A 26147-nucleotide genomic window follows, 5' to 3' on the forward strand; every position below is an offset into this window, starting at 1 on the left:
TCTCACTTGAATTCAACTCATAAGTGCAACACCCACTTTTTTTGTTAAATCAATTCCAGTTAGTTTCTGAAATACTTCATAAGGTGTTTTAAACTTCAAGCATTTTCGAGGTCTATTATTAAGCTTGTGAACAGCAATTTCAACCTCTGAAACATTAACTTTATCAAGAGGCATATTCTTAGGGAAATATTGACGTAGCAAACCATTGGCATTTTCATTCTGCCCTCGCTCCCATGAATGATATGGTTTAGCAAAATAGCTTTTACATTCCAAGATTTCAGAAATACTTTCATGTTTAGCAAATTCTTTCCCATTATCAAATGTTAGGGTATGAACTTGTTCTTTAATGGGTTTTAACAAATTAATGATGGCTTCACTAACTAAAGAAGCCTTTTTTTGAGAAACAGGCAGTGCTAATCGTACTTTTGATTTACGGTCATCCATTGTTACTATTGCGCCTTTATGAGCTTTCCCTATGATTGTATCAAGCTCCCAATCACCAACTCGTTCTCTTTTATTAGCCGCTTCAGGGCGCTGATCTATATCAACTCTGTTGGGAATGCCATTCCTACTGTGTTGGTTACCATATCGCTTACGGTAAGGTTTACCTTGATGTCGAAGCAATTTATACAATTCGCCTCCAGACTGCTTGTCTTTGAGAATGTATTGGTAAATGGTTTCATGATGAAGAGACACTGCCTTATCATCTTTTAATCGACCTACTATTTGTTCAGGGCTCCAATCCATTTCAAGATGTTCATTGATATAAGTCTTAATCTCAACGTTTAACTTAACTGCTTTCGCTTTCTCTTTTTGTCGCCTTTGAGCTAGTTCATTAGCCTGTTTATTACGATATCCACGTTGGCCTATATTACGATTAATCTCACGTGATAACGTACTTGTTGAACGACTGAGCTTTTTTGCTATTTTATTGAGTGATTCGCCTGCCTTTCGCTCTAACTCAAGGTAATGTCTTTCTTCAAGACTCAGGTGTTTATAGGACATGATAGTCTCCTCTGTGTTTAGTTTGGTCACTAATACAGATTACATCTGAGTCTTGTTTTACTCGATATCTTACATACTAGTGACTAACAGAGGTGTTGCACTTACTACTCGAATTCAGCTCATTTGATTTTTTGAGCGGGGAAGGCGTAGACGGGCCAGCCGCTTTTTTCGCTAAGATTTGGGATGGCAATATCACTCCAGCCCATGCGAACGAACTTTGGTGCGGAAATCGCAGGGGAAGAAACTTCCACAGTTTTGCCTTTGATCACGGCTTTGGCAGCTACGAAATTTTTGCCATCAGCAGAGAGCTCAAAGTGTGAAAGGTCTTTGCCGTCGAAAGTGGTGAGTGAGCTTTTGAGATTCTTGAAGTTAACAATGACTTTTCCCTTTGCGGACTTCGCAGAGGCGAATTCGGGTGCGGAGGCATTATTGGACTTGCCATAATTTTTATTGAGTGCGAGGGCCGCAAGTCTTTCACCAACGGGACGTTTATGTTGCGGGTGAATATCTTTGATATTGATATTGGTGTCATGAATGGGAACGATGCCAATTCCGGGGACTTCTTTTGCCGCACGGTACTGAGCCTTCCAGATGGTATCGCTAAGGGTGTGATCTTTGGGGTTTTGACCACGAGTGTAATCGAATGGCGCAATTTGTACCTGGTAGAGTGGGATATCTTTAACTCTGAAGGCTTTTGACCAACCATAGGAAAGAGCTTTGAGTTTTTCAAAATACTTTTGATCACCACGGTTAGATTCACCTTGATACCAGATCGAGCCTTTGATGGCATAGGGTGTGAGGGGAGCGATCATGGCATTATAAATAAAATTCTCAGCCCAGCCATTTAGACGATCTTCAATGTAGGGAAGTTTGATGCCCTTTTTTTCAGCAACTAGAGCTTGTTTTAAGGAGTCATTCATTTTTTGCAGTCGAGTCATTCGCTGAGCTGGATTACTTACATAAGGATGTTTGCGCAAGGGAAGGTTTTGGCTTTTGTAACCCTCTTCTGAAATGAAGCAGTCAATGCGCATGCCACCCCAGTTGGAGTCCAGAATGGCTACGGGAACTTTGAGTTCGGTGTGGAGTTTAGCGGCAAAGTAAAAGCCAACCGCAGAAACCATGTGGGACTGATTAATGAATTCTGCAGGGAGTTTCCAGCGACCTAGGGTATCATCCAATGGAATACCTGATTGCAGGTGATGCTCGACATGGAAAAAACGAATCTGCTTATTATCAGCAAAAGTTTTGGCGTATTCAAATTCCTGTTTATTGCTTTGAGCAAAAGTCCATTCCATGTTAGATTGCCCTGAAGCGAGCCAGACCTCCCCGACGAGGATGTCATCTAACTTAAGAGAGTTTTTCCCACTAATAGTCATGGGACGACCGACAGAAGAAGCTTTTAGAGGATCCAATTCGATCATCCATTTACCCTTTTGGTTCGGCAGGGCAGTTTTAGTTTGGCCCGCAAATTGTACTGTTACCTTTTCGCCTTGATCGGCCCAACCCCAAACAGGAACTTTGGCGTCGCGCTGGAGTATCATGCTACTATCAATTATCTTTGGCAGAACGACGTCAGCAAATAATTGACTAGATAGTAGGAGCATGCTCAAACTGATGAGTTTATTGTAAATGGTCATGTGAATTCCTTTAGAGTTTGGTTATTATTTGTAAATAAGGATACGTGCCTTGATACAAGTTTTTGACTAGAGATAATTTTATTTGATAAGCTTAACTGTTAGAGCAAGGGCTTGTTACAAGAATTGATAATATTCGTTTATTGTCGCCGCTATTTTACTGCGGGCTCATTGAGTAATCTACTTAGAGTAGGTTCCATGGCTTTAGCCCATACTTGGTAACCCTTGGTGTTGGGGTGAAGTAAGTCGGGCATGAGAGTTCTTGAAAGTTTTCCTTGTTCATCGAGAAAAGCGTCATTGATGTCGAGGTGAAAGACCGTCTTTTCATCGGCGAGAGAGGGGAGCATTTTGTTGACTCGTTGGTTTTCTTGGCGTAGGGGATCTGAGTTGTCAGCTCCGCGCGGAAAGATGGATAAGACAAGGATTTTACTACCCGGAAGTTTCTTTTTCAGCGTTTCGACAATTTGTTCAATACCCTTAAAAGTATTTTCGGCCTTACCTTTGCGGACGTGGGTATTGTTGGTGCCGATCATGAGCACCGTTACTTTTGGAGTCTGACCATCTATTTGACCGTTCTGAAGCCTCCATAAAACATGACCAGTCGTATTACCCCCAAAGCCCAGGTTCATGGCATTGCGGTGCTTGTAGTATTTATCCCATACAGGCATGCCCCACTGACCTTCGCGATCGTAAAAGTGAGTGATGGAATCTCCAATAAAGATGAGCTCGTGATTGGAAGTGGCGGCTTCTTTCACTTTAGCTTTGTGACGATCGCCATTTTGTGGTGTCGGCAGGATGGCAGAAACAGGATTAGGATCTCGAGCTTTGTCCCCGAGCGCCTTACTTATATAACTCTCCATTGCATTGCCCCAAGAAATGTAACCTTGGTCACTAAGATGTACGCCATCTTTGTAGTAGAGTGCCATATTCAACTGACCATCTTTATTGAGGAAGCGCTGATAAATATTTAGGTAAAAGATCGATTCATTATCGGCGAACTCGGCGAGGGATTGATTGACATTACGATTCTTTTGATCGAGTTCTTGAACACCACGAGGAAGAATTGAAGTTAAGAGGATTTTGGATTGCGGGAAGCGCAAACGAAGTTCGGAAAGGGTTTTTTGAATCCCCGCCAAGGTATCTTTTGGGCTGAAATTATTGGCATTGTTGGTTCCAATTAAAAGGCTGATGATTTTAGGCTTGAGTCCCTGGAGCTCACTATGCTCTAAACGCCACAAAACATTTTGTGTCTTATCCCCACCAAAGCCGAGGTTTAAAACTTTACGGTCACCAAAAAAGTAGCCGTAACTCGGACTGCGTTCCCAGTAATGAGTTATGGAATCACCGATCAGCAATACATCCACATCAGCTTTGGCAATTTCGCGGCTCTTTTCTTGCTGACGTTCAGCCCACCACTGATGCGGCTGGGGGACAGGCACAGTCGTCTGTGGAGCAGCAATTGCGAAGTTCGCAACAAATAGCAAGTGAATCAAGCAAGTAAATTTATTGATGAGTCTCATTTTAAATAGAGATGATTTGTTTTTTATTTTTACTAGCTTTAATGGGCTGTGAAGCTTTGTCTAGAATTTTGAAATCGCTGAATTCAGCGCTGGAAGCATTTTCATCTTTTGAAGAAGTAGAGAACATGCCAATGTAGAGTTTGGAAGGTAAAACAACTGTTGCCTTATATTGCTCAGTCCAAGAATTATTATCCGCTGAATAAGATGCAGTAAAATCATTTCCTGAACGAGTGATTTTTAACCAGATTGGAAGGTGATTAGTTCCATTTTCGTGATTTCCTATACCTACCTGACCTTTACTGTGCCTAAGGAAAGCACAAGTTCTAAATAGGGTGTGTGCAAATGAAAACATGGGAGAGTTGTCTTCTAGACTTTCTCGAAACATTAAGCCATAGAAATCAAAATGGACACGACTTTCACCTATGATGGCATTGATCCTTACAACGATGCTTCCATCTCCTTCGAATTCTCTGAAGACGAAATTGAAACTATCTTTGGTTTTGCCGATCCCATCAGCGCCTGAACCACTGATAATTAACTTCCCACCCCTCATTTGAATCGTACCGGGAACGGGGGCAGCACCGATATTTTTGGATTGCCAAGGGGCGGGAAGTTGAGCGTCTGAAGATGTGCTTGAAGTGGGATTATTAATTGGAGTTGCTTTGATTTTGTTGGTAGAAGGTTTTTTGCTAGGACCAGCTTTAATTTCTTTAGCTTTTTTGAGGCCATCAACTTTTTCCTCAAGCTCAATGGAGACTTCGATCTGATCGTTGAATTGCTTTTCATAATCTGCAGAACTGAGTTCCAAGCCACCACCATTCATAAGAATAGTCTGAGGATATTGACCGCCGATCCACTGAATATTGCGCATTTGACGTCCTTTGCCGTGTTTAGAGTTGGCACGGAAGCTTTGTGTGTGGCCATTGGAATTGACTCTTAGCGTACTGTTAAAGGTAAGATGATCGAGTGTTTGCCAGTCTTTAGGTGCGCCATTATGAGTGTTTTTCAGAGGCTTTAAATCAGCAATATCAATTTCCACTCTTTGCCAATCATTAGATTTTTTTAGAGCTTTGACGACATAGAACAGACCTGCGGCGTATTCGCGGCCATATTTGGAGTAGGAATTGAATTCGAGTTCAAGTATGAGGTTTTCGGCATCGGGATCAAGAACATCTACAGAAAGTTTTGCTCCGATGGGACCACGCCACTTGGGGTCGCGAATCTTACGGGTATGAATGGCGGTCTGGGAGTAAGCATACCAATCTGGCAAATCGGCTTTTAGTATATCTTTTTCAATGATACGAGTGAATTGATCGCTCACGACCGGGTCGGCTTTTTGAACTTCTGGAATTTCAAACTTTTGGATATTAGTACTCAAAATGAAGGTATCTGCGGGCTTCGCATTCCAGCGTGGTCCCTGAAGTTTTAAGTGTTTCGGATGTTTGTAGAAGACATTGGCCATGGCAAAAAAGCCAAGATCCTTAGAAAGAATGGGAGCAGAAGCGATGTACTTATTACCGACTTTTTTTGCCTTGGCGGTGCGATTAAAACGGAACTGCCCATTGGGATCTTGAGAATAAAAAATTTGAACGTGATCTATTTCCTGTGAACCGTCGGGAATGAGGGTGATAATGGGACCATTTTTGTCGCCCTTTAAATCAACTTTGATTTCCGGAGTTTTAGGAAGTTGATAAGTTCCCTTTAGGTATTGCTCGAACATGAGTAAGTCCACATAGGAAGATTCGTGCGCGTGGCGATGGTTTAAATGAGAACTAATGGAGTAACGTACCGAGTTTGAGGAGGGAATGTTTTGCCAGTTAAAAGCCATGTTTGACATCATCCCATTAAAATCGTTTTGCGGGCCATTGTACATAATTGGAGCGCTGATGTAGGGGAGCATTTGTGCGTCATCAATGTATTTCGCGTAGAGAGCCGTGATGGGCTGAGGGCGAGCCGAATTACCTTTGCGTTTCTTGAGCTCAGCAGGAGCCGCACCAGTCCCACCACAGGAAGGGACGGCGACTTTGACTCTCTTGTCAGTACCCGCAAGCATGACGGACAATTTTCCGCCCATGGAGTGACCATGCACACCGATTTTATTTGCATCAACAAAATTGAGTTTTTGTAATAAGGTGATGGCGCGTTTATTGGCCATATTGATTAGAAACCAGTTGTTGTTACGCGGGGATTCAAAGTCATCGTAACTCACGGGGCCGGGGGCGGTTTTAGCGTACCAAGCATTATTCTTTTGGGTGGCATCTAATGGTGCCCAATCAGTTCCGATTTTACCTTCTCCGGGCTTACCTTTTTCTTGATGCTCCATGAGGCGACCACCCCAGTTTGTTGCGAGAACCGCATAACCATTTTGGGCAATGCCTTGAGCATAATCACCCATGGCGCGCTGGCCACCACCATGAATCTGAACGATGCCAGGAAGTTTGCCATTATTTTTTATGGGATAAGCCAGGTAGCCACCCATGCGAACTTTTTTACCTTTGAAAGTGCCGACCACATAGGAAATCATTTGCACCGTAACGCCATTCTTTTCATACTCATGAAGAACTTGAGTTTCCAGGGGATCTTTTTCACTGTCAAAAGTGGCCCATAGTGAAGGTATATCTGCGGGTAGAGTTTGAGGTGATAGAGGCGGCAGGCTGTCATTTGATTTGTCACTAGCATTTGCGGATAGCGCAAAAAGTAAGGCGAGAGAAGTAAAGGTTTTGAGCATGATTAATCCAGGAATTAGAATTTTTTAAATGAATCTATAATATCTAGCAGGAGTGCTTTATGATTTGATACAGCTAATAAGCTTTTTATAAGTTTTTAGTCACCTGCAGCCGTGGTCCACATGCCAGCGGGATCGGTGGGGTTACCATTGCCGACGACGACGCCAGAGTAAGGATGATGAGCTTCAACATGACCATCGGCTAAAAGGAAGTTTACTTTTTCCTTGTTGTGAAGATCTAGAGTCGTGTTGGTGGCATTTGGATTAGCCCAAAAGCCATTGCCATTAGGACCAGCTTGAAGCTCTGGGTGGAAAACCATTCCACCTGAACCTTGAGTGAGAGTGGAATCATTTCCAGTTAAATCAATTTCAGTAAGGGCAATAGTACCACTAACATCAGCGATAGTATTAATTTTGCGGTTTAATGCTTCGTTTGCATTTACTAAGTATGTTGAAAAGCGATCTTTGAGTCCCCAAGCAATCCATCCGTTATTTTCAGCTGGCATGACATAGCTATTGCGAGGGCGGTCTGGAATGTTTTGGTTATATTGCTCTTTGGCACTGGGGCAAAGTAAAACATCTAAGGCTTGAGCGGCAGTCCAAGTAGTAGCAACTAGAGTCGCATGGTCAATATTATCTCCGCTTAAATAAGTACGGAGTTGATCATCCCAACCATAAGCTCCTGGGTAATAAGCGTAAGGGATAGATCCGTCATTATCGTCGTAGTATAGAGCTAAGGCAGTCCCAATATTTTTTTGGTTATTAAGACAGGAAACTTGTCTAGCCGAGCCACGAGCCGATTTGAGTGAAGGTAGTAGGAGTGATGCTAAGATACCGATAATGGCGACAACCACGAGTAATTCGATGAGAGTGAAGCATTTTGTCTGTCTTGAACAAATCATATTAAACCCCTTAATTTTAGTTCGTTTTTTAAATAAGTTGAAAAGCAGAGCTGATTAGGCTTTGGGTTTCATGTCTTTAAGCATTAAAACGACAGGGCTTTAGGTGATCTCAACGACTTTTATGATTTATTTTAAATTTTTAGAAAAAAAAACGGAGTCACTTGGACTCCGTTTTTAATTAATTGAAAAGTGCTTACTTAATTTTTAATGAAACACTCTGCTTAGTATCGAACTTTCTACCAGTGAGACTGACTTTCCAAAGGTTCTTACCCGCTTTTGCGATACCCGCAATTTTACAGTTTTCTGCGGAACCCGCAGTGAGCTCTTTCTCTGAGTAGAAAATTAGGTCACCGTTTTGAGCACCAGCATTAGTAAGCTTGATGTTTACCATGCTCTTAGTCGTGAAGATTTCTTTCACTTCTGTAGCACCGATTGACAAGTGAAGGTTAGAACCTACGAGCTGAGGAGCGCCACCTTTTATAGGAGTGAAACGTAGAAGCTCAGAAGCATTCTTGGCGAGAGCCTTAGCCGTGTAGCTGTCTTTAGTGTATCCGGTAACTTCGTTTTTCCAGAAGTCGTAGATCGCACAGTTTGTATCAGCTGGGAGGCCAGCTTCAACAAAATCTATACTAATGTCGTGAGACTTCTCTTTGTCAGAGTTATATAAATTGTAGACCGCGAAATTTCCATAAGTACGTTGAGCGTTAAAACCAAAGACTGAGTTTTCAGCTGATTTACCAAGAGTAAGAAGGCGTGAGTTTTCAGCACTACCAGGACGCATGATTTCGTAGTTGCGCCACACAGCTTTTACATCGTCTTTATTTACTGGTTCAGAAATCATTGCTGTACCACCAGTTAAAGCGACAGTGTTGTGCCAAGTTTTCCACATGTCTTCACCTTGTGGAGTGTAACCCACGCGGCGAGAAGGAAGTTTCACGTCGAGGTAAGAAACGTCGGCATCATTATTCCACCAAACGCGGTTAAAAATCTGGAAACGGAGTACGGATTCGAGGCAGTGCGAGAAGTGAGCTGGGTGTGAGTCTGGTCCGACGCGAGCCGCATTCACAAAGCCAATAACGCCACGAGTTGGTTGTCCTAAGCATGAGAGGATGTACATATCTTCACCAGCGGCATCGCGGTAAAGCGTGTAGAGATTACGGAAAGCCTGAAGACGAGTGATTTTAGGATCAACGAATTGATTGCCAATACCATTGAAGTCGATTTTGATATAGCCGTAACCATTGTCACGAGCCGTTTCGATCACTTGACGAAGGAATTTTTTAGATTTTGGGTGAGAAGGATTGATCCAGTTGGCACCATCCGGGTGAAAGGGGTTGGGGTTCATGAAGCTGGAAATACCTTTAGCATTTGTTTGAATAGCTTCAGGATTAGCCTTCTTCCAAGGGTGCTCGGGATTAACCATAAGTGGAGCGAACCAGACGCCAGGAATCATACCAGCTTCGCGAACTTTCTTTGCAACGCGAGACATGTTGGATGGGAATTTGGCATTGCCATTCCAGTTACCGTCCATGATTTGATAGCCATCGTCAATTTGAACAATACCCTTACCAAAAGTGTTGGGGTTAGAGTCGAGGGTTTCGAGCACATCCATAACGTGAGCTTCGTCAATTTTAGTGGTGCGGTCATACCAGCTACACCAACCGTAAACGGGGCCTTTATTGCTGAGAGCTTTGTGTGTGTGAGCTACCCATTTAGTCCAAACATCTGTGTTTGTTTTTGCATCTTCAAAGATGAAGAGCATTTCTTCTGAGCGTCGGCTCTCACCTGGTTCAACAAGAACGCGATCCATTTCGGCATAGGCTTTAACTTCTTTGCCACGAATCTCAACTCTACAGTGAGCTTCTGCAGGACCAGCAGGACCCATGAGGAAACTCTTGTCGTTTTCAGTGTTGACAAAAAGAGCGACTTCTTTTGCAGAGCCATTCATTTCCGCAAGAGTTTTTGCGTGATCGTGCTGCATGAGTGGAGTGATGAGCCATTTTGCGGGATCCGCAATTTCGAACTGACCTGTGCCACCCATAGTGTCGAAAAGGTCGATTGTTGCTAGCTTTGCATTCTTGTCACTATGATTGTGAAAAATGCCTTGAACAGTAAAGGCTTTGAGGTCTTTGAGCTGCTTGATTTTCAAAGTGAATTTGTAGTCAGCGCCATCAGCTCCGTAAGTGGCTTCTGATTGAATAGCATCGCCGAAAGGAGTGCTAACTGTAGAGACAGAAACTTTGCCATTGAGCGGTAGGCTTTTTGTGCCGACGCGATGGTTTTTACCATCCACATTATATACGGCAGATGCACTGGCAGTGAAGTTGGCAGAGAAATCGCTTTTAACTGTATAAGTATCGGCTTTCGGTGTGAAAGTCGCTTCTGCCGCGGTGGCAGAGAGCATGGAAGCAATGAATAGAGAGCTAAAAAGCTTAAATCTATTTCTTTTAATCATAGGGGGTCTCCAGTTGTTATGATTATTTTAATCTATGTGATTGTTTGGGGATTGTGTCTGTGATCATTAATACGAAGGTCGTTTATTAAATCTCAACGAGTTTTGTTATTTTCTTAAGCAATAGTTTTGGGATGGTGCTACAATTAGGTTTAAAAATATGAGATTATTTTGAAAAATGAGCATCGGCCCAGTTGGCGTGATCACCACCTTTATTAGCATTAGCCTGCTCTACAATGAGGCTAAGTTTTTGATGGCCACTAACGTTGATTTGTAAGTTTTTGACTTCTTGATTAGCGCTCGAAATATTTCCACTATTAAAAACTTCTTTATCATCGACGAGGATTTTCATGCGAAGTTCGCCGCGTTGAGCATCATCCGCACCTGGGGTGACATTGAAATAGTGGCAGTTTTTGGGGATAAGAAAAGTGAGTTTGGAGTCGGCGTGTAAACCTAAGCCACGTTGATACTTCTTGCCGAGCATGGAAATAGCTGTACCCGATACAGATTTATCTTTCATAACACGCCAAAAAGAATATGATTCGATAGCCATTTCGGGACTTAGGTAGACTTTATCCTGATTCATTATGGGAGCTTTAGCGGGTTTAGGAGTCGTTTCAATCCATTCAAAATTGGCGAAAATGACTTTTGTAATGTCGGCACCTGGTTTCGGCGCAATTTGGATTTTTGTAGTCTCAGACCAAGCCTTTAATGGCGACTTGAGACTAGTACTGATGACTTGATCGGGACTGATGATCATTTCTTGCCATTCATCCGAAGCGGTGATCTCTAAATTGAATAGGTGATCTCGATTAACTCTCAAAATTAGGCTTTGAGGTTGAGTACAGTAAAATTTGAATTTCAAATGAGCCCCTTTAGGCGCGCGCCATTTGGGGTCACTAAATTGTTCATTGGTGGTGCCACGATGTTTATTAAAGGGGCGGAAACCCATGATGCCGCCGACGCCTTCGACTGGAGCCGTGTCGGACCAGATTTGTGCCGATAAATCATTAGAAGGCTCATCGGTGGCAATGGCCTTGCCGAGTTTAGCGGGGATCGCAGCTTCAAAGTCACCTGATACAACGATATTATTTTTGTAATGAATATTAGCAAAGGCAAAAACATAATCATCGATATTCATTACGGGTAGACTAGCTGACCAAGTATCTCCTTGGCGACTAGCGGTGGTATCTCGCCAAGCGCGCGTGTAGCTCACAGGGTTCTTTAGGGAATAATAAATTTTGACCGATTCAACCTCTTCTGTAGAAGAGGGGGTGATGGTGTAATGTGGGACACCTTCAGCATTTAAACCTAGTGTTGAAACAGGGCGCTGGGGCCAAAAGTGATCTTTGCCGAGTACGTGTTTTTCCAGCCAGACTTTTGCATCGTCTCCCAGCTTTTCAGTGTTGTGATGACCACGAGCCTGCAGGGCATAATCCCAGGGACTTGTTTTAGGAAGGCCTTTAAAAATATGTTCACTGCGTTCATGGCCACCGTGATGATCGTTGGTGCCATTGAGCCATAGACATGCTGCATCGATATACGGTGCGTGAGCCTGCGGTGCGATAGTGCTGAGATAGAGCTTTTCGCCTGGGGTTTGCTTTGGCGCTTTGTAGGGGTTGTTGTAGAGCCAAACACTTTTGGTTCGGTAGTATTCCAGGTAGCCAATACCGAAATAAGCCACAATGGCTTTCACTCTTTCGTCCATACCTAGGTTCCACATGATCGTGCCACCATAGGAGTAGCCTTTCGCCCCGACGCGTGATTTATCGACTTCTTTTTGAGCAAGTAGGTAGCTCAGAGCTCTACGTTGAAGTGCGTACCAAAGATAGTCGTCAGTTTGTTTGGGATCAGTGATATAAGAGCCATCGGGAAGTTTGCTCTTGATGCGGTAACCCACTTTGGCATCGATATTGCCATAGCGTAATTTTTCTGGGTATTTGGTGTAATGAGGACGATTACCTGATTTGCCACAGTAATCGTGGGCTAAAACGGCCCATCCATCATTGACATAAGACATGCTGATATTGGGGCGACCCATCCAACCGTGGACATCCATGAGGGCAGGTGCTTGTTTGGCGCCATTTTTTACAGCGTATTTACAGTAGATGCGAACTTCTTCGCCGAGAACATAGGCGGAGATATATGCTTCTTTAAAGTAAATTCCATCGCGAACTTCTTCCAAAATAATTTCTTCTTTGAAGTTCCCTTTATCGGGATCGAAGTCGGCCCAGAGTTGATGAGGGTTTTGGAATTCCCGGGCGTGAGTGAAAGTTGTTATTGCGCTGAGGGCAAAAAATACGAGTAAAATAGATTTCATAAATACGCTTTAATTTTTTATGGTTAATTTAGAGCATGAGATAGGAGTCTAAGCATTTTTTTTGAGCACTTGATACATTTTTTTCGTACTAATCTGGTGAATAGCTTCGATTTCTTGCTGAATCTGATTTTTTCTTATTTAGAAAAATTTAACTCAATTGTTTTTGGCAGAGTCTCTAAAGCTTCTTGAGGAAACTGAACTTGAGTTAAAATAATGCGCCTAAGTTCCGGTAGTTTTAAAAGAGGACTTAGGTCTTTTACTTTTGTGTGACGAATATCTAAAGTTTCTATTTGTGAGCCTGCTAAGTAGTGCAGATCTTCGAAGTCAGTATCACTTATATCAAGATGTTGAATAGGTATATATTGGAGAAGTGGGATTTGCCCAAACTGATCGTAGATGCCCAGGTTAAGAAAGTTTTTACCTTTAATACGTAGAGACTGTGCTTCACGATTATAATCAAAAACCATATTTTCCCAATGATCATTCCAAAGCTTCAGTGCTTCTTCAATGACTTGTTCGTAATTATCGAAATTATCACGTGTTTTTATATCGTATGCAATGGCGCGGTAGGCTGTGGCGACGGAAGAGTATCCAAATTCGCGAAGCCCTTTTATAACGGATATAAATACTGGGAGTGGTACGTTTTTGTGACCTTTGGAGTATTGGAAATCTGCAGCGTATTTAAGGGCGCCTTCGATGATTTTAAGTTCAGTTTGAGAGCCCATGAATTTTGGTACTTGTTCATAACGTTGTAAAATAAATAAAGTAAGCGCCATACGCATCTGAGAAGAGCTGTCGTTTGGGTTTTGCTCTAATTTATATTCCAAGCCTTTTAGGGCATTGAGCAACATAGTTTCGGGATTTTCAGTAAAGTTCTTACTATTATAAATTTGGTAATTCCATAGTAGAACATCGGCAAAATTATTTTTAACTTCAGCTCCTTGTGCCTTTTCTTTTAGGTAGAGATCTAGAGCTTGTTTTCGTTTGAGAGCACTTTCTTCAGCTTGGATTCGGGCTTCTTGTTCTGATTTCCAACTTTGTTGTAAGCTGGCGATGAAGCCCATGGTAGAAGCGACGATAAGAAAGACAAAGAAGCAGGCTTGCAGACAAATCATTTTGTTGCGGCGATAAAAAAATAGAGCTTCTTTAATCACGCTGGGATCTTCTGCTTTAGTAACATAGCCTTGTAAATATTTTGAGAGGTCATTTTGTAGTGCCAAAACCGATTGGTACCTTTCTTTGGGGTCGACTCGCAGTCCTTTCATGATGATCGAAGAAAGCCCATCGGAGATGTCGGCCAGTTCATTGGCAGCTTGGATTTTGCCCACAGCGGTATGTTCCAAGGCTTGTGTGCAGCCCTCAGTATTAATGGTGGGAGTAAGGGTGACGAGGTGGTAGAGAATGGCGGATAAACCATAAACATCTGTTAGAGGTGTAGGCGCTTGACCAGCAACTTGCTCAGGCGCCATGTAGCCTGGAGTTCCCATAATGAGAGGAGATTCATCTTCAACTAGGTCGAGTTCTAACATATCTCGATTTAGGTTAAGAGATTTACGCCCACCGATAATTTTTGCTAAGCCCCAATCGCAAACGACGACCTCACCATATTGACCAATCTGGATATTGGCTGGTTTGAGGTCGAGGTGGAGGATGTTGATTGAATGAGCGTAGGAAATGGCGTCACATATTTTAATAAAAAAATCGAGGAGTTTGGTGAGTGGAAAGCGCTCAATATATTCGGCATCTTTATTAGCTAGGCATTTTAAGATTTGTTCTAAACTATGACCATTTTTGAGGTCCATAGTAAAAAAGGGTAAGTGATCTTTGTTGACGCCAACTTCGTGGATTTTTATGATGTTGGGGTGATCCAATTGAGCCGTAAGCCAACTTTCGTGGATAAATGAATTATGGTCACTTGAGCCAGACTTTGAACGAGGAATTGCCATGGCCAAATAGCGACGAGCACGGGTATCGTAGACACGAATGATTTTCTTTGCCCCGCCATGTCCAATTTCATCTTCGATTTCATAACGATCTTTCTGAGAACTCAGGTAATCTAAAGAAGATGGTTCGGCCACATCCGATTCATCTGAGAACACGTCATCGTAAAGGTCACTTAAAGCAATTTTTTCATCACTGATCTGTTCTTCTAAGATATTGCTCATGGAGTATTTGATGGACAATTAAAATTCAAGTTCGCGAACGAGTTGCTTGAGACGGCGTGAAAATTTTTCTTTAACGCGATTTTTTAAGGTATAGACTGAGCCAGTCGTGATGTTCATTTGTGCAGCAATTTCTTCCGTAGGAAGCTGCTTTAGACTGAGCTTAAAGACTTCGATAGCAGTTTCGGATAATTGGGACTCCAAGCTATCTAGAGTGATCTCTACCATGTACGAACGCCATTCGCGGTCAATGATTTTTTCAAAATCACTTTCACTTATGTTTTCCAATAGCTCAAGAACTTCGCTAGCATTTTCTTGTCGTTTATTATAGCGTTGCTCTTTTTTTAGCGAGTCTGTGGCAGAATTGCGAATAACGCGAGTTAACCAAGAGCGGAATTTCCCTTTTTCTTTAGCATAAAGGCTTAATTTGGACCATAAATTGAGAAGGATTTCTTGTGCTAAATCATCGATTAGATTTTGTGGTACTTGCATTTGATTAAGCATGTAGAAAATAAATTTTTTGTACGAGCTGACGAACTCTTCCCAAGTATCGTTATCTGGGGAGTTTTGTGCCCTTTGAATTAAGGTGTATCTCGTATTCCACTTACTCACGCGAAGTCCTTGTCTACTACAATTAATTTCTTCTAGATGCTTAGGTAATGTCTCATTGTAAAACTAGGCAATAAAAAATGCTAGTTTCTGACTAGTAAATAATATGAAAATATTAAGCAAAGCGATTATCTATGTGATACAGGAGGAAGAAAACTTTTAATTAGCTACTTCTTATCATCGTCTATCTAAATGCCTAGTTTTTGGAACTTGTCCGTGTATAGAAATTTAAAGGGGACATCAGCGTGGCATTGAAAAACCCTTGAATTAATCTCCGGCTGTTACACTCCAGATGCCATCCCAGGCACTGCTGGGGCCAGAGGCTCCTACAACCCGGGTAGAGAGTGGGTAAAGCGACTCAACATGTCCATCAGCAAAAAGATAGTTGACATTTGATCTGTTGTGGAGGTTTAGAGTTGTGTTTGAAGAGCCATCGTTAGATGAACCATTAGCACCATCATTAGTTTGAAAGTCTGCCCTGTGTGTAAAGAAACCGCTACCTTGACGAGAGGCTCCGCTACTTGTGTCGACTTCGGTTAAAGCCATTGTGCCTACAGGATCTGGTAAATCAGAAATTTTTCGATAGGGTGAGCCTGATATGATGCGGTAGCCGTAGTGAGGAACATTGTTTGCAGTCATTGTGACATCTGCGGCATTTCCAGCTGGCATGGCATAAGTACCTGTATAGATCGTACCTATAATTTCGGGTTGTCTGGAGCTTGGGCAACGCATGGAGTCGATTTTTTCACTACTATCCCAAAAGCCACTTGCCTCTTTTCCTGATATGTAATTCCTAATGAGACTGTCCCAACCATCTGTGGAGCCATTAATATTGGCATAAGGAATCTTTTCATCATTGTCACCATGGTACATGAGAATGCCAATGCCGAGTTGTTTCATATTATTTTTGCAGGAGGCTTGTTTTGCTGATCCGCGTGCCGTTTTGAGCGAGGGCAATAATAGTGATGCTAATATTCCAATAATGGCTACGACGACGAGTAGCTCTATTAAAGTGAATATTTTTTTTTTCATGTGTGCCATCTTTGTTTTGATTCATTAATATATATAATTAATCAACAAGCTTAATGAAAATATTGATACAAAAATTTTATAAAAAAATGCACAAATTGTTATAAATATCACATCATTATAAGAATTTAAGGGACAATGATGACTTCTATGCCTTTGGTGGCCTCGTTGAGTTGGCGTTTATTGTATTGGCCTTGATGAACAGTGAGTTTTTTAAGCTGAGACATTTCTTTAATAAAGTCTAAATCTCTGACATTCGTATGACTTATGTTGAGGACTTCTAGTTCGGATCCATGAAGTCTAGAGATATTGGGGACCGATGTGTGTGAGATATCGAGTTCACGTAATTGATCCAGACTTAAACTATGCAACTCGAGTACATTAGTGTGACTCACTTTAAGTATTTCGGTTGGTTGGCTTCGGAAGCAAATAAAGTTTGAGATTGCAGTGTGTGAAAGGTCAATACTTTTACATGGGAAATTTTGTATAGCTAAAGCGGTGTCTAAGTGTGGGTTATTGGAGATATCTAGATGTTTGGTTTTTTTATTAAAATCAAAGTGGAGAGATTCTATTTTATTATGGATTTTCATAACGCCAACACAGAAAGCAATGCGTTCATCTATATCGATCTCTGAGAAGGCTTTACTGTGCAGTAATCCGGCGACTTGAGGTTTGAGTTTGTATTTGATACATTCCTCAAAAAGCATCAAGTAATTATCATTGGTTAATTTTACAGAATCTTGAGGCTTGATTTCTGAATATTTTTGGCAGATTTTGATCAGGTCGGGGTTAGCAGTGGCGTGAGAAAAAGCTTTCAATGCGGCATTAAATTCTTGAGAGTTAAAGTGGATTTCCGCTTTGATATGCCAGGCCTCTTTTAGGGAGGGGTCGAGTTCTACGGCACTACTAGAGAAGTTCATGGCATCTTTGAAATTGAAAGTTTGTAATGCAAACTTGGCTCGCTCAAGAAAGCGAGGTGCTGCATCCTTATTGATTTTCACTGCGTACTCTTTTTCAATGCGTAGTTTTTCGGCTAATTGAAGGGCATTGAGTTCTGCGAGTTTGAGATTGTTCATGCCGGCAAAGATGGCGGCGAAGCTTACAATTAAAGCAAAACTGGAGGCAATTGCGAGGGCTTTGTGGCGTTTGAACCAAAGTTTAAAAATTTTAAATAGGGAGGCATTTTCTGCGGAAGTCGCAAAACCATCACGGTAATTGAGAATTTCTTTTTGCAGCTTGGTTACTGATTGGTACCTATCCTCGGGTTTGGATGACATGGCTTTGAGGCAAACCGCTTCTAATGGAGCTGGGATCTCTAAATCAGTTCTTCTAGCGGAAGGTTTAGGGAAGTTACATTCAGCCGTGTTTTTAATAAGGTGCTCAAGGTCATTGCCAGTGAAGGGTTTTTTATCTGTGAGCAGGGTGTAGAGAATGCACCCCATAGAAAAAATGTCGGTATGTACACCTTTTTTTTCTTTGACGATACTGGTTTGTTCGGGGGCCATATATCCAGGAGTCCCTTTGATATTTCCATCGATTGTCATCGTATCAAGGTCATGAGAATTAAACGAGTAACATTCCAAGAGCTCTTCATCGCAATCGGAGGCCATGATTTGCCCAAGGCCCCAGTCGACGACAACGACATCGCCATAATCGCTGATACGTATATTATCGGGTTTGAGATCGAGGTGAATGACGCCGCGAGAATGTGCATAAGCAATGGCATCACAAATTTTTAAAAAGATGTCGAGCTTTTCAATGAGAGGCGGATTTTTCTGGAGTAATTCATCCAAAGATTGGCCAGAAATAAATTTCATTGTAAACCATGGGGATTCATCTTTGATTCCAATGTCGTACACGGGGACAATATTGGGGTGCTGTAGTGAAGCACTGAGGCGAGCTTCGCGAAAAAAGGATTCTTTACGAGCGTCACTGAGTTCATCTTTGAGTGAAGCCATGGCAACTTCACGTCCAGTTTTGCGATCTTGGCAACGGTAGATTTTCTTAAGTCCACCCTCGGTATAAAATTCGAAATCGTGATAACGTTCTTTTGAAGAAGAAATGATGTCGCTTAATGGAGTCGCATCAAGTTCACTAACTTCATCAAAAAGAGAAGCGAAGTTTTTGTTGAATGCATCTTCAGGGCGCGGCATGATTAGCCACCAAGTTCTAAGTTGAGACGAGCAATTTCTTTGATCATGACTTTACGGATGCGTGATTTATGAACTCGCACACTGCTTTCTGGGATATCGTGTTTCTCCGCAATATCCTCGTTACTCATTTCGTTCATTGAATCTTCAAAAGTTTGTCTGGCCATATCGGAAAAGCTATTTTTTACATTATTCCAAGCCATGTTGGAGATATAACTCTTCCATTCGAGTTCGGCGATTTTATCGATCTCGGGCTCATTAATCATGTCCAGTGATGAGAGGACATTATCATAGCTCACGTTTTGTTGACTTTGGCGATTAGCTTTTGATTTGAAGTGATTGTATGTAGTGTTGCGAATGAGGACGCAGAGCCAAGTACGGAAACGACATTTTTCATTTTGGTATTCAAATTTGGGGAGGGCCTTCCAAACTTTGATAAGTACATCTTGAAGTAGGTCTTCACTGGTATTCATATCGACGCCAAAGCTACGAATAACTACGTAGATGTAACCCTCGTAGTATTTGACGAATTCATCCCAAGAATTTTCGTCTTCGGCCTTTTGCAATTTCTGCAAAAGTGTTTCTCTAGTATTGTATTTTTCGCTCATGAATTATCTCGTTTTTAGAAATTACGGAGTGAAGTAATAATTTGCAATGGGAATTATCGAGATGATTGACTTAATCTTGAAGCTTAAAGCGGAAATGATGGATTAAAGGATTGGGAAGGGGCATGCTGAAACTGTATTCCCAAGATTTACTTTTGTTATTGTAATCGCTTTGGTAAAAATCTGATTGCGAGCATTTCTCCCACCCTTTCGCTGTTTTGATTTCTAAAATACCTTTGCTTTTTGAGCTGATACCTGTGAATGTTACTGGCTGGAAAGCCAAGCCTTTTTCCAGACTGAACTCAGCACTATTGTTCTCGACTGCAATGACTAGGGGGCGTTTACGGATAATTGTTCCCTTCTTCATTTTAAGAGTTTGTTTATTTTGCTCGGCTTCACGTGAAATCATGGGCCAGTCATTTTCGAATTTTTTTAAGGCAAATTGGAGGCCTTGATTCGTGCCGTAATAATCTTTGAAGAACTGAGGGATGATAACCATTTCAAAGCATGCCTTGATGGTGTCGCCGGCTTTTAGTTCTTTAAGTTCAGGATTGAGGGTGATGTCGGCAATGGAAACTTGTCGACGTCCAAGATCGACACTGCGTTCACGAGCCCAAGCGGAAATTTTTTTGCCTTGTGATTGAGCTTCCCAGGAACGAATAATAATTCCGCGACTAGCGCCAGCACCACTCTTTTGCGGAGTTGCTTTATACATGGCAACCCAAGGATGTTTTTGATCAAGTTTGATGGCCGCACTTTTGTACTGATTTCCACCAGGAGAAGCCGTCCATTTTTTGATTAGAGTGGGACCATGTCCTACCGCAAATTCTTTTTCATTCGTGTAGTTGTATCTATCGGCACCTACTTGAAAGAGCACGAGGCGGTCAAACTTGATGTCTTTGAGGACTTTATATTCAACATTATAAATCCCACGGACAATATCATCGGTTCTTGAAAGTGATGCCGTATAAGAGAGCGTCGCGGCTCCACCTAGTAATTCGCTGGAATAATTGACTTCCGTGAGGAGAGGGCAATTGCGCAGATGACTCGTTTTAACTTTAACATGAGGGATTTGCTTGCTTTGACCACTTTGGTAAACTGAGAAAAATTCTCCTCCGCCCACATTATTGGTCCAACTCCACTTAGCATTACTTCCCATAGATTTAACCATGAGGGGACGGACATCAGTGATGGAAGTGGCCAAACCATGTTCTGGATCATAACAGATTGATTCTCCCCAAGCCCCCAAGGCGGACTGTTCCCAAAGGTGATTGCGATGACCTTTGTAACCTGTGAGAGAAAGTTGATTATGTGAGGCGGCAGGGAGTCCTTTCCATAAGGCATTGACACTGAGGTATTGGAATTTACGTGTTTGACCCGTAGGGATATTGAGAACAGTGAACCCACGATACCAAGTCCCTTGGAATTTATGAGCTTTGTCGCGGTGCCAATTTTTTGAAAGTTGAATGTGCTTTCCAGAAGGCAATTGATTTTCTAATAAGACAGCCGAGATGCCTGTAATGGGGCCTGTATCAGGTTTTTTTTGAAAGACGAGGCGGATTTGCTTATCTTGATCAGACTTGTTGCTGATTTTGAAATTAATAAGTTCTTCGCGCGCATTTTTAGCTTCAATACTTTTACCCACATTAATATGTTCGATATCCATGACATAGGCATCGAGTTCTTGATCGTAGTTTATGGGCACGGTTTGCTGCTTTGGTTTTTCTTGCAGAGCAGTGATGCCGATTTGCGAACTCTGCTGATGAATAAAAGCTTTCGAACTGGGAGTGATTTTAAACGCTAGCGAACCATTGCCTTGAATGATACTGAGTTGTTTTTCCTTTAGTCGAAACTTGCCCTTTTGTACACTGATGATAAAGCTTTGTTGCTGCTGATTAGAGATTTTTATTTCTTTATCAGATAGGTTTGTGATCTTATCAAAAGCTTTTAGGTCGAGCTCCCACTCAATTTTATCACAGTCTTTGAAGTCACTGAAAAAGTTGAGGCTACTCGGCCAAGCTGAGATTTGTAGGTAATCATTAGAGGCGACAGGAATTCCATTCCATTTAAGCTCTCTTAGAGTTCTGCGCTGAAAAAAACGGCCGCTCTCAATTAGATCACAGTTGTGCATATTCTCATTATCGATAAATCCTGTGAGTAAGTGATTTTGATTCTTGAATGTTTTGGTGATTTTAAAGTCTATGCTTGAACCCTGAGTATTATTGGCTTGCAGTGAACCATCACGCCAAGCTAAGTTGCCAATACCCAGATTTTCCGTAGAGAATTCAGCTAAAAAGTAATTGCTTTCCATGACGAACGCAGGCTTATTTTGACTGAGTTTTCCTTGCCAATAAGTTATACTCGAGTCTTTGTGATCGGAGTAAGCAAGTTGTGCAGGACTTGGTGCTTGTTTCTGAGGGGGAATAATTTGTACAGAACTGACTTTGTTATCACTGCAGGATAAAAAGCTAAAAAAGAAAAGGAGAAAGGTGAACCTAAGAGTCATGGTATTCCTAAAAAGAGATTAGTATCAACACTATTATAAACAATAAATTAACATAAGTGCTACAGGGAAATAGATGTTTCTGAGGATATTTTATCTATCTCAATATTTGCTAATAGATGTATACCCATATTGTCATTTAGCAAGAACCTAAATAGACAAATTAAGCTGCTCGGTTGCAGATCAATTTAATTCCTGATTTCAAAGGAAGGTGTAGATGGTCTACAGCTTAATTATCGCGTCAGTGATGAAAGCACAGGGGATGACTTATACTGAATTTGAGTATAAAGAGATTATAAGCTTTTGAGTAAGGATCTATCTATGCTAAGCGCATATTTTGTCTATGAAGACGCGCAAAGTATTCTTTACACTGAGTGAAGTTAGGGCGGTTTGCCGGGTCTTGATCGAGCATGAGTCTGAGGAAGGCAGGTAATTTCTTATCCTTAAATTCATCGAGGAAAGTGAGGCGCTCATTGGGGATGTCATCCATCTTTGTTTCAATGAAGGGGTATTTCCCAGTAATGAAAGCAATTGCTAGAATTCCTAGGGAATAAACTGCGGAAGCTCGTGTATGAACTTTATGGTAGACAGCTTCGGGAGCGAGGAAATATGCGGGTATGCCACGACTGATTTTCATGCGACTTAAAATGTCTTCACGCAGGCCATAATCACAGAGTACGCTATTACCATTGAGTTGCAGCATCACATCCGAAGCTAAAAAAGCTCCATAGCACTTATGATCTGACAAGTGTGCCGCAATAGAAGAAATTTGGCTCAGTGTAAGGGCTACTTGATCCTTGGGAAGGGCCCCGAATTTATCTAAATAGAGATTCATGCGATAAGGCGCATTATCTCTTTGGAAATAATAGGCCGTTTCATCTTCTGTGTAATGGATGGGAGTCAGGTAGTGCTCAACTTCCAGCAAGGAATATTTCGTGAGGATATCTTTAATATCGTCAAGAGTCGATGAAGGGTTGATTTTGTCGTATACAAGTACATCGCCATAATAATCATTGGCTTTGTTTTGAGCTCGAAAAATATTGATGAAATCACTTTCATAAATATGTTTGTCGTAAATGAATTTTTCGGTTTCGATGGGAATGCGAAACTTACTTGAGCAATGCGGGCATTGAACCTTTTCAAAGAGACTTGTGGTGCGAAATAGGCTTGCACCTTCACATTGAGCGCAGATTATTTCTAACTCAAAGACCTCTTGTTCATCAGCAAATTCATCTGAATTTTCAGTGATAAGACGATCAATATTATCCTTCGTTTCTTTTCCAGGAAGATAGAAATCGTCAGGTAATTCCATTTCTAATTGTGTGTGACGCCTTTTTAAAGGAGGTAGGGACGTGTGAAGGTTAAGACGTTTGAGTAAGCCATCTTTAGTACTTTCTTGATCAGTCGTTTCATTCATAATTCCATCCTTGCCTGCATAATAGTTGAGGACGCGTCACTACAGGAATGCTCTTTAACTATAGTTAAACGTTTTTATTAATAACATCATAATATGAAATAGGTTACAAATTTTTATACGCTCTAACAAGTGAGGTTCTTTGAATTTATTTGAATTTTAATATTTGTAAGGTGTAGAGTGATAATAATCAGTGATTTATACGATTTAAAAACAAAAAAAAGCTGGCCAAATTTTAAATTTGGCCAGCCTGTCACAAAACAGAAATGAATGTTAAATCATTTCACTATAACTGAGCTATGTACTTAGTTTCTAATGGCAGAAAGTGCCGCACTTAAACGAGCTACTGGAACTCGGTAAGGAGAGCAACTTACATAATTTAGGCCTGTTCTATGGAAGAAATCGATAGAAGCCGGATCACCACCATGTTCACCACAGATTCCGATTTTAAGGTTTTCAGAAGTATCTCTTCCGCCCTTAACACCGACCTGAACTAATTGGCCAACGCCACTTTGGTCCAGAGTTTGGAAGGGGTCATCTGGATAGACTTCAAAATTACCCGTACCAGTCATTGGGTCACTAACACCATTTTTATAGGTCGGCAAGAAATGATTGGCATCATCTCTAGAAATCCCCAGAGTCGTTTGCGTTAGATCATTTGTACCGAAAGAAAAGAAGTCGGCATGTTTGGCTATTTCACCTGCTTGTAGAGCGGCACGTGGGAGTTCTATCATTGTTCCCACAGAGTAATCAACTCTAGCATTGAGTTCGGCAAAGAGTTCTTCTGCAACTTTGTCGATTAACATGCGTTGGTGAATGAGTTCATTCTCATGCATAATAATTGGCACCATGATTTCTGGCTTGCAGGGAACTAAAGCACTATTTAATTCCAAAGCAGCTTCCAAAATAGCTCTGACTTGTACTCGAGTTAGTTCAGGTTTTAGGATACCTAAACGACAACCACGAAAACCGAGCATGGGGTTGTGTTCAGCCATGTCACCTAAACTAGCTGTGAGATCGTCTTCACTAACTTTTAATGCCTTAGCCGTTTTTGCTTTATCTCCATCATTATGAGGCATGAATTCATGCATCGGTGGATCGAGTAAGCGAACAGTCGCAGGGCGGCCATCAAGTGTTTTGAAAACAGCAGTGAAATCTTCCTTGAGGAAGTGTTCAATATGACTTAAAGCAAGGTTCTTGATTTCTTCGTCTTTCGCCAGCATAACTTGGCGAAGGAGTAAAAGGCGATCGTCGCTACTGAACATGTGCTCAACGCGGGCGAGTCCAATTCCTTCTGCACCTAAACTCAAGGCAACATTAAGATCTCGAGCTGTATCGGCATTAGTACGGATCTGCAAAGTTCTGTACTTATCAGCCCAAGCCATAATTTGCTGATAATGACGGCAAACTTCAGATTGATTTGGATCAATACATTTGTCAATAAAAGCCTGACTAATTTCAGAAGGAGAGGTTTCGATTTTACAGAAGAAAACTTCGCCAGTGCTACCATCAATAGAGATGTTGTCACCTTCTTTAATAGTTTCACCTTTATAGGTAATCGTTTTCAACTCTTCGTCAACGACTAAGCCAGTTAAACCACAAACACAGGGCTTACCAAATTGTCTGGCAACTACTGCCGCGTGAGAAGTGGCACCACCTCGAACGGTGAGTACACCCTCAGCAGCCATCATACCACCAAAGTCAGAAGGAGAAGTATCAGTACGAACGAGTACGCAAGGGAAACCTTGCTTTTTGTACCATTCGGCTTTGGTAGCACTAAGAGCAACTATGCCTGACGCCGCACCAGGACCCGCATTTAAGCCAGCACCCATGAGCTTGTCTTTTGCTTTGACTTTGTCATCGGCGTTAAATATAGGAGAGAGCATTTGTTCAATAGAAGCAGGTTCGATGCGACCAAGAGCTGTTTTCTCATCGACTAAACCTTCTTTCACCATATCGACTGCAATTTTTACTTGTGCAAAACCACTGCGTTTACCATCACGAGTTTGTAAGATGTAGAGTTTTTCTTCTTCAACCGTGAATTCCACATCTTGCATGTCAGTATAATGTTTTTCTAAAGTCTCAAAAACCTGCGTTAGCTCGATATAAGTTTCAGGCATGAGCTCTTCCATAGACTGGCCTTGTAAATCCTTAGCTTTTGCGCTTTCCGCAGAGATAGGTAATGGAGTGCGAACACCAGCAACCACATCTTCACCTTGTGCATTGATTAGGTATTCACCAAAGTATTTCTTTTCACCAGTAGAAGGATTACGAGTGAAGGCAACTCCAGTTGCAGAAGTCTCACCTTTATTACCAAATGCCATAGCTTGAACATTTACGGCTGTACCCCAATCAGAAGGAATGTTTTGAATCTTTCTGTAGAGAACGGCACGATCTGTATTCCAAGAATCAAAAACGGCTTCAATAGCAGCGTAAAGTTGATCTTGTGGTTTTTGCGGGAAGGCTTCACCACTAAGTTTTGCATAGAGCTCTTTGAGTTCAAGGCAGATTTCTTTGAGTTGATCAACACTGAGCTCAGTATCTTGCTCAATACCAGCTTTAGCCTTATTGGCTTCAATGATATGTTCAAAATCTTCACCGTTTAAGCCTTTAACAACATCGGCATACATCACAATAAAGCGACGGTAAGAGTCGTAAGCCATGCGAGCATTATTTGTTTTTGCAGCTAAACCCTGAACAGCAAGATCAGTTAAACCTAAGTTGAGGACAGTGTCCATCATACCAGGCATACTTACTCTAGCGCCAGAACGGACAGAGACGAGTAGAGGATTAGCTTCAGAACCAAATTCAGTTCCCATTTGTTCTTCCATTAGGCGAACAGCTTGGTCAACTTCAGTTTTTAGATCTGTAGGGAGTACACGTCCCTGTTCGTTATAAAATGTGCACATGGTGGTTGGAATGGTAAAGCCTGGAGGTACCGGAATACCTATGGATGCCATTTCAGCAAGGTTGGCACCCTTGCCCCCCAAGAGGTTTTTCATGGATGCATTACCATCGTTGTTAATTTTTCCGAAATGGTAGACCCTGAATGGATTGATTTCAGTTTCGGCCACTGTGTTGATGTCAGTTTGGACCTGTGTTTTCATCATTTGTTCC

General features: G+C 41.8%; 15 protein-coding genes. All 15 read right to left on the reverse strand.

Features of this window, described 5'->3' with window-relative positions:
• Positions 1–12: 12 nt before the first annotated feature.
• The 15 genes from PQO01_RS03550 to ppdK all read right to left on the reverse strand — a co-directional run bounded on the left by PQO01_RS03550 (position 13) and on the right by ppdK (position 26140).
• Positions 13–1005 (reverse strand): IS30 family transposase, encoded by a 993-nt coding sequence (locus tag PQO01_RS03550; protein WP_274312668.1) that lies wholly within the window; start codon positions 1003–1005, stop codon positions 13–15.
• A 119-nt stretch (positions 1006–1124) separates the two neighbouring features.
• Complete coding sequence (locus PQO01_RS03555) at positions 1125–2642, reverse strand: sialate O-acetylesterase (protein ID WP_274312669.1); 1518 nt, start codon at positions 2640–2642, stop codon at positions 1125–1127.
• A 149-nt stretch (positions 2643–2791) separates the two neighbouring features.
• Positions 2792–4159 carry a GDSL-type esterase/lipase family protein gene (locus tag PQO01_RS03560; protein ID WP_274312670.1) on the reverse strand — a complete coding sequence of 456 codons (1368 nt, stop codon included), beginning with the start codon at positions 4157–4159 and terminating at the stop codon, positions 2792–2794.
• A gap of 1 nt (position 4160) precedes the next feature.
• Positions 4161–6887: a dienelactone hydrolase family protein gene (locus tag PQO01_RS03565; RefSeq protein ID WP_274312671.1), complete on the reverse strand. Its 2727-nt coding sequence runs from the start codon at positions 6885–6887 to the stop codon at positions 4161–4163.
• 95 nt (positions 6888–6982) lie between these two features.
• Entirely contained in the window at positions 6983–7786 is an 804-nt protein-coding gene (locus PQO01_RS03570) for a type II secretion system protein (RefSeq protein WP_274312672.1), read from the reverse strand.
• Positions 7787–7979: 193 nt separating this feature from the next.
• Positions 7980–10241 (reverse strand): glycoside hydrolase family 36 protein, encoded by a 2262-nt coding sequence (locus PQO01_RS03575; protein WP_274312673.1) that lies wholly within the window; start codon positions 10239–10241, stop codon positions 7980–7982.
• Between the two features lie 163 nt (positions 10242–10404).
• Positions 10405–12558: an NPCBM/NEW2 domain-containing protein gene (locus tag PQO01_RS03580; protein ID WP_274312674.1), complete on the reverse strand. Its 2154-nt coding sequence runs from the start codon at positions 12556–12558 to the stop codon at positions 10405–10407.
• A gap of 134 nt (positions 12559–12692) precedes the next feature.
• Entirely contained in the window at positions 12693–14723 is a 2031-nt protein-coding gene (locus PQO01_RS03585; protein ID WP_274312675.1) for a serine/threonine protein kinase, read from the reverse strand.
• An 18-nt stretch (positions 14724–14741) separates the two neighbouring features.
• Positions 14742–15332, reverse strand: a complete 591-nt coding sequence (locus PQO01_RS03590) for an RNA polymerase sigma factor (protein WP_274312676.1) — start codon at positions 15330–15332, stop codon at positions 14742–14744.
• Positions 15333–15596: 264 nt separating this feature from the next.
• Positions 15597–16361, reverse strand: coding sequence for a DUF1559 family PulG-like putative transporter (locus PQO01_RS03595; protein WP_274312677.1), 765 nt, complete (start codon positions 16359–16361; stop codon positions 15597–15599).
• A gap of 125 nt (positions 16362–16486) precedes the next feature.
• Entirely contained in the window at positions 16487–18511 is a 2025-nt protein-coding gene (locus PQO01_RS03600; protein ID WP_274312678.1) for a protein kinase domain-containing protein, read from the reverse strand.
• A gap of 2 nt (positions 18512–18513) precedes the next feature.
• The gene (locus PQO01_RS03605) at positions 18514–19116 is read right to left on the reverse strand and encodes an RNA polymerase sigma factor (RefSeq protein ID WP_274312679.1); all 603 of its coding nucleotides are present in this window, start codon (positions 19114–19116) and stop codon (positions 18514–18516) included.
• 70 nt (positions 19117–19186) lie between these two features.
• The gene (locus tag PQO01_RS03610; RefSeq protein ID WP_274312680.1) at positions 19187–21619 is read right to left on the reverse strand and encodes a hypothetical protein; all 2433 of its coding nucleotides are present in this window, start codon (positions 21617–21619) and stop codon (positions 19187–19189) included.
• A gap of 316 nt (positions 21620–21935) precedes the next feature.
• Positions 21936–23033: a protein kinase domain-containing protein gene (locus PQO01_RS03615; RefSeq protein ID WP_274312681.1), complete on the reverse strand. Its 1098-nt coding sequence runs from the start codon at positions 23031–23033 to the stop codon at positions 21936–21938.
• Positions 23034–23335: 302 nt separating this feature from the next.
• Positions 23336–26140, reverse strand: coding sequence for a pyruvate, phosphate dikinase (ppdK, locus tag PQO01_RS03620; protein ID WP_274312682.1), 2805 nt, complete (start codon positions 26138–26140; stop codon positions 23336–23338).
• Positions 26141–26147: the final 7 nt, after the last annotated feature.

Source organism: Lentisphaera marina (genome assembly GCF_028745505.1).
GTDB classification, from domain to species: domain Bacteria; phylum Verrucomicrobiota; class Lentisphaeria; order Lentisphaerales; family Lentisphaeraceae; genus Lentisphaera; species Lentisphaera marina.

Coding starts and splice junctions, on each gene's coding strand:
- PQO01_RS03550 (WP_274312668.1), bottom strand. CDS start 1,005: ATGTCCTATAAACACCTGAGTCTTGAAGAAAGACATTACCTTGAGTTA.
- PQO01_RS03555 (WP_274312669.1), bottom strand. CDS start 2,642: ATGACCATTTACAATAAACTCATCAGTTTGAGCATGCTCCTACTATCT.
- PQO01_RS03560 (WP_274312670.1), bottom strand. CDS start 4,159: ATGAGACTCATCAATAAATTTACTTGCTTGATTCACTTGCTATTTGTT.
- PQO01_RS03565 (WP_274312671.1), bottom strand. CDS start 6,887: ATGCTCAAAACCTTTACTTCTCTCGCCTTACTTTTTGCGCTATCCGCA.
- PQO01_RS03570 (WP_274312672.1), bottom strand. CDS start 7,786: ATGATTTGTTCAAGACAGACAAAATGCTTCACTCTCATCGAATTACTC.
- PQO01_RS03575 (WP_274312673.1), bottom strand. CDS start 10,241: ATGATTAAAAGAAATAGATTTAAGCTTTTTAGCTCTCTATTCATTGCT.
- PQO01_RS03580 (WP_274312674.1), bottom strand. CDS start 12,558: ATGAAATCTATTTTACTCGTATTTTTTGCCCTCAGCGCAATAACAACT.
- PQO01_RS03585 (WP_274312675.1), bottom strand. CDS start 14,723: ATGAGCAATATCTTAGAAGAACAGATCAGTGATGAAAAAATTGCTTTA.
- PQO01_RS03595 (WP_274312677.1), bottom strand. CDS start 16,361: ATGAAAAAAAAAATATTCACTTTAATAGAGCTACTCGTCGTCGTAGCC.
- PQO01_RS03600 (WP_274312678.1), bottom strand. CDS start 18,511: ATGCCGCGCCCTGAAGATGCATTCAACAAAAACTTCGCTTCTCTTTTT.
- PQO01_RS03605 (WP_274312679.1), bottom strand. CDS start 19,116: ATGAGCGAAAAATACAATACTAGAGAAACACTTTTGCAGAAATTGCAA.
- PQO01_RS03610 (WP_274312680.1), bottom strand. CDS start 21,619: ATGACTCTTAGGTTCACCTTTCTCCTTTTCTTTTTTAGCTTTTTATCC.
- PQO01_RS03615 (WP_274312681.1), bottom strand. CDS start 23,033: ATGAATGAAACGACTGATCAAGAAAGTACTAAAGATGGCTTACTCAAA.
- ppdK (WP_274312682.1), bottom strand. CDS start 26,140: ATGATGAAAACACAGGTCCAAACTGACATCAACACAGTGGCCGAAACT.